This is a genomic window from Bacillus cereus group sp. BfR-BA-01383 (assembly GCF_022663495.1).
In the GTDB taxonomy this organism is placed as follows: domain Bacteria; phylum Bacillota; class Bacilli; order Bacillales; family Bacillaceae_G; genus Bacillus_A; species Bacillus_A cereus_AU.
The window spans coordinates 60,842-69,165 of record NZ_JAKUFP010000022.1 but is presented as its reverse complement, the minus strand read 5'-3'; the positions used below and the strand labels follow the sequence as shown (position 1 = coordinate 69,165).

Below are 8,324 nucleotides of genomic sequence, written 5' to 3'. Positions count from 1 at the left end.
GCGTTTTCTGGTTATTCGTAGTTCTAGTCCAGAATAATTTTTCTCCTATTAAAGGACAGCAGGTACGACTGCTCGTCCTTTTTTACTTATATCGCATACTCTCCCTTCTGGAAGCTTTGAATCACTTTACCCTCATCATCGTAGTAAGCAATTTCCCAATAAGGATCTTTGAAATTAGCAACAGAATACTAACCTCAATAAGGAACACAAAAGCCACGACACTCACGCATCGCGGCTGAATATATACATGTAATAATAAAATATGTAAAGTAGAACAACCTCATCATACTCCAACTAAATTAAAGTACCAAATGCTAAAATAAGTTTTTTACTAATACTTACCCTCATTCTAATTAACTTAAACCCTGGTGATTTAATTCAAATTGTACTTGTTGAAGTAATTGGTACAGTAGACATTCGTTCTGCAGCTTTAACGGTTGCACAAATTCATTAATAAAAAAACAATGCTAGCCAATTAACATTTAATTTTTCTTATACATGCCAAAATATATTTTTATAGATTTGACACACATTTAAATCGGACAAGCATATGCTATTTTATGAGGCCCCCACTCATAGAAAACTATCTTTCTAATCTAAGAGCACGCATACATGTGTGCTCTTAGATTGTTTACAATGAATATTAATTTTCTCAATTCACTAATGGAAAAGCATTAATAAGAATATCTGTATATTTATCGAATATAGTTTTAAATTCTTATAAAACTATATAATTTTGGAGTTGGTTAATACGTTACAAAAAACTGACCATGTAATTATTATGGTCCCTCCACTTTCAAAAGTGTTTGTTACATTTTTCTCATCATCAGGAGAACCTATTTCATCACAAGTTTTGTCTAATACATCTCCATACCCTATATCAATGTATGCACTTAATGAACTTGAAAGTGAATTATTTGAAGTCGAGTTAAAACCAATACCACTTCATTTAAACCACGAATAATGGAAGTCACTTTACTACTCACATAAGAAACTAAGGTAGTAGTCTTTTTAAAATCACTATTTTATTAAATTCCACATATACAATCGCTTGTCCATTTCGCTTTGCTCTATCATTGCATTTACTATTAGTAACACGAATTTTTCAGAGGTGAATTATATTGGACAAGTTTTTATCCTCCGCTGCATTAAATCCAGGTTCAATCGGACCTACACTCCCACCTATGCAACCTTTTCAATTTCCAACAGGTCCCAACAGGTACTACTGGTTCAACTGGTTCAACTGGTAACACTGGACCGACGGGTATTACAGGACCTACTGGCGATACTGGGCGCCTACCGGAATCACGGGATCGACTGGGCCAGGCCATTTCAAGCTATAAAAAACGATATTGATCAAGTTATACCTATCCTTACCGACGTAATTGTTACCTTTGAAATCGAATCATTTGATTTTGCAAATGAATACAACAATGTTAATAACCTTAATTTTTCCATATAATTCTTACTTCCTTTCTTCATTTGTCTTGATCATCAAAAAACTATAAAAAAAGGTATTGTCTATACCTATGTATAGCAATACCTCTACTCTTTATCCAATTACATCTTTTACATCAGTATTCACTGGCCACTTTTCTAATGTATAAGCCATATCCCAAAATGAATATTCATATTGACTACTAATAATAAAATGCTGTTTCATACGATTACGATCTGCCTCTGTTACTGTCTCAGCTATAGCATCTAACCGAGCGATCTGTTCCTCAACTAACGTGCGGAACCAATCAGATCCATAAGCAGAAATCCATTCTTGATAAATTGGCTCTTCAGGTTGACACACTTTTAAACGTTCACCAATTTCATAATATAACCAGTAGCAAGGTAAAATAGCTGCAATAATATCCCCTAAATGCCCTTCATACGCAGCACGGTACATATGTGAAGTATACGCATATGCAGTTGGCGCAGGGATAAAATGATCTTTTTCTTCTTTTGTAATCCCTAGCTTTTTGGCAAAATTCTCATGTAATGATAATTCCGCCTCATACGTATTTTGAGCATGGTGCGCCATACGGGCAGTCGTTTCTAATTCAAGAGCTTTTGCAGCTCCTAAAGTTTGTACTCTAGCAAAATGACTCAAATAATATGAATCTTGAAGCACATAATAGCGAAAACTAGCTAAATCTAACGTTCCTTCGCCAAGTTTTTTTACAAAAGGGTGATTAAAACTAGCTTCCCAAATTGAATCTACTTCTTTGCGTAATGATTGTGAAAAAGTCATTTAAATCCCTCCAATAATTTATAAAACATAAATATTTATCCCATTTATTAAAGCTGTAAAATAAAAAAACTTTCTTTACAGGCGTAAAGAAAGTGAAATAGACATTATAAATATCTTGATTACATATTATCAGTCTTTCCCACTTCCCTACGCTGGCATTAACCAGATCAGGTACTAAGAGTCTCAAAAATACATTTGATCTCAGCCTATAAAAGGCCCCCCTAGTGGATAAATATTTAGTTGTCGTATTGTAATTATCATAGCATACTTCGCGGAACTATCAAAAGTTTTAATTGCACAATTATTTTAAAAACCTTCTTCTTTCCTTACTTTTAATGAAGTTTCAATTATCATATCTAATAGTTTACTATAATTAATCCCCGCAGCCTCTGCACTTTTTGGTAATAAACTTGATTTCGTCATCCCTGGTAATGTATTAATCTCCATTACATATGGAATTCCGTCCTTCACCATCATATCAACCCTTGCATAAACACTACATTTTAATGCTTTATAACAAGCCAGTGACGCTTTATTTACACGTTCCTGTATTTCAGCTGGAAGTTCTATAACTTCTTCAATTGTACTAACATCATCATATTTTGCATTGTAGTCAAAAAACTCGGCTGCATGTCGAATTGAAATAATCGGTAACTGTTGCCCATCAAAAATGGAACATGTAATCTCTTCGCCTTTTATATACTTCTCAATTACTACTTCTGAATCCCATTCAAATACAGTTTCCAGCATTGTAATTAATTCATTTTTATCCTTGACGATCTTTACTCCAACACTCGAGCCGCCAGAGTTAGGTTTTACCACTAACGGAAATCCTAACTTCTCTAACTCTTCAAGATTTAGATCCTCCATTTTTGTAAGTTCAATCCAATCGGGTGTTTCTACTCCTTCATAGCGCAAAATCTTTTTTGAAAGATTTTTATCCATACATATACCGCTAGATAACATATTGCTACCGCTATAAGGAATACCTAAACTCTCAAGCGTTCCTTGAACTGTACCATCTTCTCCGTATTTTCCATGTAATGCGAGTAGCGCAAAATCAATGTCTTTCGCTTTTTCAATTAAATCCATTTTTTCATTTAACGTAATTGGAACTATTTCATACTTACTTTTATCTAAATGTGCAATCATTTCATTCCCAGTCATAATTGAAACTTGTTTTTCAGAGGATACTCCTCCCATAATAACGCCAATTCTCATTTTCTCAACTCCAAATTTCATTTTTTAGTGTATCACCAATTATTTGAATCCCGCTAACTATTTCCTTTTCTTTCAAACGTGAAAAGCCTAATCGGAAGGTATTCGCTCCCCCACCATCAGAATAAAAAACATCTCCAGGAGAAAACGTTACGCCTTTCTCATAACACTTTTGTAAAAGTGTGCGGGCATTAATTATTTCTTCTAACTCTATAAATAAATGAAGTCCACCATCTCCAGTCATTCTTTTAAACGGAATGTACTGATTACATGCCTCAACAGCTAACTCATATTTTTTCTTATAAACAGATCTTGCTTTTTTTAAATATTTTTCAAAATACCCTTCATGTAAATATTGATACAGAACAGCTTGATCTAACGTAGAAGTATGAATCGTTCTTGCTCTTTTTACACTTTCTAAATAATGTATCAGTTCTTTATCTGAAATGATCCAACCTACTCGTAAACCAGGGAAAAGTACCTTTGAAAAGCTACTAATATAAATTACATTATTACCAGCCCCAGCAAAAGTTAATAATGGTGCTAAATGTGAGCCTGAATAACGTAATTCTTCATTAAACCCATCTTCAATAATCGGAATCTTATATTTTGAAAATAATCTCATCAGTTCCGTTCTTTTCTCCGAACTCGTAACTATACCGGTTGGATTATGATAAGAAGGAATTAAATAAGCAAAATCAAAATCCTTTTCACGTAAACTTTTTTCTACTTCATTCGTATCAATACCATCCTCATTCATATTAATCCCATGAACTTCAAGTCCATGCAAGCGAAAAAGCTTCAGTGCAGCATGGTGAGTTGGATTCTCACAAATAACACGCCCTGATTTCTTCGATAAAGAAGATAGTACAATATCTAACCCTTCTGTAAATCCATTTGTAATTAAAATATCTTTGTTCGAAATATCTACACCTTTCATTTCCATGTAATGAAGTAGATAATTCATTAAAGGTCGATAACCTTTTGCATATCCGTAATTCAATACGATATCTCCTTCAATGGACATACGAGTAAGAAAAGCTCTTTTGAAATTTTCAACATCAAATAGCTTTTCGTCCGGGGCTATACTATTAAAAACAATCATTCCTTTTTCCCAGCGAACTCCATGTTTCATTAAATCTAATTCATCCGCTAATGCGGTAACTGTATTAAGTCTATTTTTCCAATCTATTTCAACAGACGAGGTGTTACTTATATCCACCTTCGCAACAAAATTTCCTTTTCCTTTAACTGCATAAATGAGCCCTTCTTGTTCTAAATCCGCATAAGCAGAGAGTACTGTATTTCTGCTCACTGATAATAATTCGCTCAGTTCCCTTGTTGATGGGATTTTTTGGTTCCCTAACAAATGCCCTTTCATAATCATCTTTTTCAAATAATCCTTTAATTGAATATAAACGGGACGATCTTTTACAACTTTAAAATCCTTAAACAATTCCTTACCCCCTGCAATTATTTTTGCATATTTATTTCATTCTCAAAAGGTCCACTACATATGTATTTTCTATAATGGGCGGTACGGTCTTACAAATCTTTTCGGTATAAGTTAATTACATCTTTTAAAGCTGCTGCTGCAGCTCCGCGTGGATTAGATGCTCCACCAATTGTAGTAACTTGCCCCATCGTATCTGTAAAAAACGTTATTCCCTTTTCTGTCCCATTTACTTTTGCAAGTGGGTGTTCCTGTTCTATTTCATAAGGTTCAACATTAAGGTTCACATTTCCATCCTTATCTTTATACGCTGATGCAATTAATTTAATAAACTTATTTTGTTCCTTAGCATTTCGTATTTGTTGTTTTGTAACGTTTTCGATTCCTTTTACATGTATATCTGTAAGCGTATTCTCTACTCTCATTAAACTGTTTGTCAAAAGTAACAATTTACATGCACTATCGGAACCACTTATATCTAATGTTGGGTTCGTCTCAGCAATCCCTTTATTTTGCGCTTCTTGTAAAGCCTCTTCAAATGTCATATCTGCTTCATACATTTTTGTAAGAATATAATTAGTCGTCCCGTTTAAAACTCCTTCTATTTTTTCAATATTGCAACCAGCTAAACTAAATTGTCCAATATCTAATGTCGGTAGTGCCGCGGCAGTTGCACCACTATATCGAATTCGTACATTAGCCTGCTTTGCTGCTTCCTTTATTTCTCTCCAGTTTGTAACGAGTGCTCCTTTTGAAATTGCAACTATATCCATATTTTTCTTAATTGCTTGTTTTATATATTGTTTCCCTGGATTTCCATCTTTAAGATTTGTAACAGTTGATTCTACCAATACAGAACCACTTATGTTATTTGTTGCACGTTCTTTCGGATGATGCTCTATATATTTTTCAATCGCAGCAGTACCGTCACCATACATCAATAAATGATGAATAGACAAACCTTCCTCATTATGTATTGCAATATTTCTACCTAATACACCACTTACAACTAAATCTATTCCATATGTTTCATTTATATATAAATATTTTTCATGTAATAATTTAATAAACTCTTTTCCTACTGTCCCATATCCTGACAATACAACTTGAATCTTCATAATATCCCCCCATATTTTTCTACCAAATCCCTCTTCCAATATAATATAAAGCGCCCTCGAATTCCATCGAGAGCGCTTTATCATTATCTATTTCGGTATACGTGGTGATGTTTTTTTGTTGATAAATATTATTTCAGACAAGGTGTTCCTTTATAGAGCGTACTTGAAATGCTACAAAAAGTCCGTAAAGAAAAGGAAGTTCAAAATAGTTCACTTCAAAATTCGAATACGATTTAAGAAGCTAGTGAAACTCTGCTAGATGAAGTAATGTTATCTATGTTTGTCTTAGTTTTCACTGCATCAAGAAATGCTTTGTTTGCTGGAATTTCATAATTTGCAACCCAATTAACCCGTTGTTCTTTCGTTGATTTGATATTTTATAAATACTCTCCGCATCTTTGGTGGTAAACTCTTGTAAGTAAATATCTCCACAGTCTATTCAAAATAAATTAGTCGGACTCTCTTCTCCCATTTCCCCCCCTTAATTACGTTTGAAATTGAAAATAATTATAGATACCTCCTAGCTAGAGGTACCCATAATTACATTAAAGCTCCTTTATCTGCTTCGTAAGTTCTATAAATCGTTCGTCAAGTTCTTTATATCCTTTGTCCTTAGAAGTTAAAAAGCTTAATTTACCTAATACCTCTTGTCGCTCTGTTTCTAACGTTAAACGTAGCTCTTCAATGTCATCTCTTGTTTTAGTAGACTCTTCCAGCTGCTTTTGTATCGTGTTATTTGAAAACACTAATTTCGTATTAGTTGTTTTCTCCAGAAAATATCGATCATGAGAAACTATAACTAGTGTTCCATTATACTCCGCTAATGTATTTTCAAGCTGTTCACGTGAAGGTAGGTCTAGATGATTTGTCGGTTCATCTAAAATTAGAACATCTTTTTCTTCTAAAATATATGTCATTAACTTACACTTCACTCGTTCTCCCATGCTCATATGCTCAATCGGCTCTTTCCATTGAGAAGCTTGGAATCCTAAATGTTTCATTAAATTTTGGACTTTCCCTCTTTCTTCAAATGTCTCTTTAAAAAATAAATCTTCTGGTGTTTGATCCAGTGGTAAATCAAATACTTCTTGTGTTAAATAACCGATGTTTGCAGATGGTGAAATCCATATTTCTCCTTGGACAGTTTCCGTTTCCATAATCATCTTCAATAATGTTGTTTTCCCGCTACCGTTTGGTCCAATAATTGCAACTTTCTCACCGTGTTGGATTGTAAAATTAACGTTTTCAAATAATGTCCGTCCATCAAATTCTTTCCTCAATTGTTTCACTTCTAAAAAGCGTTTTCCTACTTTTTTATTCGCTTGAATAGAAAACTCAACTGAATACTCTTCTTTCACACGCTCTACTTTCGTTTTCTCAAGCTCTTTTTCAAGACGTTTTCGTTTTGACTTAACTTGCGCATCCATTCGCTTCGCTTTTACACGATAAAATTCTTTAACTCCTTCTTGTTTTGTGGACTGCGCGTGTGCCTTTTGTGACCATGAACTTAATTCTTTTATATTAGTTTCCACTTGTTCTATCTTTTTTTGTTGTTTTTCATATTCACGCTGCTGCGTCTTTCTTTTTTGCTCACGTGCTTTCATATAACTCGTATAATTACCACTATGTTCAATTAATTTCTTATCCTCAATTGACCATATTTTTGTTGCGACAACATCTAAAAAATATCGATCATGCGATACAACGATAACTGTACCCTTCATATCTTTTATTTGTTTAATGAGAAATTCCGTACTCATCTCATCTAAATGATTTGTCGGTTCGTCTAATATTAAAACATTAGGATTTTCGGCAAATCCTTTTGCTAGTCGAACTTTCAGCTTTTCCCCACCACTTAACGTTAGAAAATCGTTTGTTGGCACGCCCCATTTCGCAAGAAGTTCTGCTTCTTTTGCAATCACATCATTACTAATAAAAGATTCTATTTCTTGTTCAACATATGCCGTTGTCATATTCGTTTGCTGCCATTCAACAGTACCTTTAGAGGGAGCAATCTTGCCATTTATTAATTGAAGCAACGTTGATTTACCAGCACCATTTTTACCAATTAATCCGATAACATCCCCTTGCTTTACTGTCACATTCATTTTCTCTAATAAAGTATTTTCCATTATTTCAACATAAACATCATTTAATTTTAAAAGTTCTTTCATATTACCGATCCCTTTCATTAAGGGAGAACAAAAAAATCCTCCCAAAGTAATTTTGGCAGGATTAGTCGTTACATTATTTATACCCAAATAAGCTATTACGCAAAACAAATAGCAACACC

At 33.7% G+C, this 8,324-nt stretch carries 5 protein-coding genes, 3 pseudogenes and 1 riboswitch; of the genes and pseudogenes, 2 read left to right on the top strand and 6 right to left on the bottom strand.

Annotated features, from left to right (window positions below; all coding sequences use genetic code 11):
* Positions 1–1,121: 1,121 nt before the first annotated feature.
* Positions 1,122–1,325 (top strand): annotated as a pseudogene (locus MR065_RS27480) (exosporium leader peptide-containing protein); the annotation flags it as partial.
* Positions 1,326–1,552: 227 nt separating this feature from the next.
* Here the strand turns inward: MR065_RS27480 and tenA are convergent.
* The 4 genes from tenA to MR065_RS18825 form a co-directional block, all read right to left on the bottom strand.
* Complete coding sequence (gene tenA, locus MR065_RS18840) at positions 1,553–2,242, bottom strand: thiaminase II (protein ID WP_098266894.1); 690 nt, start codon at positions 2,240–2,242, stop codon at positions 1,553–1,555.
* Positions 2,243–2,369: 127 nt separating this feature from the next.
* Positions 2,370–2,475: riboswitch (TPP riboswitch) on the bottom strand.
* A 73-nt stretch (positions 2,476–2,548) separates the two neighbouring features.
* Positions 2,549–3,463: a D-alanine--D-alanine ligase gene (locus MR065_RS18835; RefSeq protein WP_098266951.1), complete on the bottom strand. Its 915-nt coding sequence runs from the start codon at positions 3,461–3,463 to the stop codon at positions 2,549–2,551.
* Positions 3,464–3,467: 4 nt separating this feature from the next.
* Entirely contained in the window at positions 3,468–4,916 is a 1,449-nt protein-coding gene (pdxR, locus tag MR065_RS18830) for a MocR-like pyridoxine biosynthesis transcription factor PdxR (protein WP_242214706.1), read from the bottom strand.
* 89 nt (positions 4,917–5,005) lie between these two features.
* Positions 5,006–6,031: a homoserine dehydrogenase gene (locus MR065_RS18825; protein WP_242214705.1), complete on the bottom strand. Its 1,026-nt coding sequence runs from the start codon at positions 6,029–6,031 to the stop codon at positions 5,006–5,008.
* A 159-nt stretch (positions 6,032–6,190) separates the two neighbouring features.
* Here MR065_RS18825 and MR065_RS18820 point away from each other — a divergent pair.
* A pseudogene (locus MR065_RS18820) lies at positions 6,191–6,268 on the top strand (DUF3914 domain-containing protein); the annotation flags it as partial.
* Between the two features lie 32 nt (positions 6,269–6,300).
* On the opposite strand, the pseudogene MR065_RS18815 reads toward MR065_RS18820, so the two are convergent.
* A pseudogene (locus MR065_RS18815) lies at positions 6,301–6,470 on the bottom strand (GNAT family N-acetyltransferase); the annotation flags it as partial.
* Positions 6,471–6,576: 106 nt separating this feature from the next.
* Complete coding sequence (gene abc-f / locus MR065_RS18810; protein ID WP_242214704.1) at positions 6,577–8,205, bottom strand: ribosomal protection-like ABC-F family protein; 1,629 nt, start codon at positions 8,203–8,205, stop codon at positions 6,577–6,579.
* Positions 8,206–8,324: the final 119 nt, after the last annotated feature.

Coding starts and splice junctions, on each gene's coding strand:
- MR065_RS18835 (WP_098266951.1), bottom strand. CDS start 3,463: ATGAGAATTGGCGTTATTATGGGAGGAGTATCCTCTGAAAAACAAGTT.
- tenA (WP_098266894.1), bottom strand. CDS start 2,242: ATGACTTTTTCACAATCATTACGCAAAGAAGTAGATTCAATTTGGGAA.
- MR065_RS18825 (WP_242214705.1), bottom strand. CDS start 6,031: ATGAAGATTCAAGTTGTATTGTCAGGATATGGGACAGTAGGAAAAGAG.
- abc-f (WP_242214704.1), bottom strand. CDS start 8,205: ATGAAAGAACTTTTAAAATTAAATGATGTTTATGTTGAAATAATGGAA.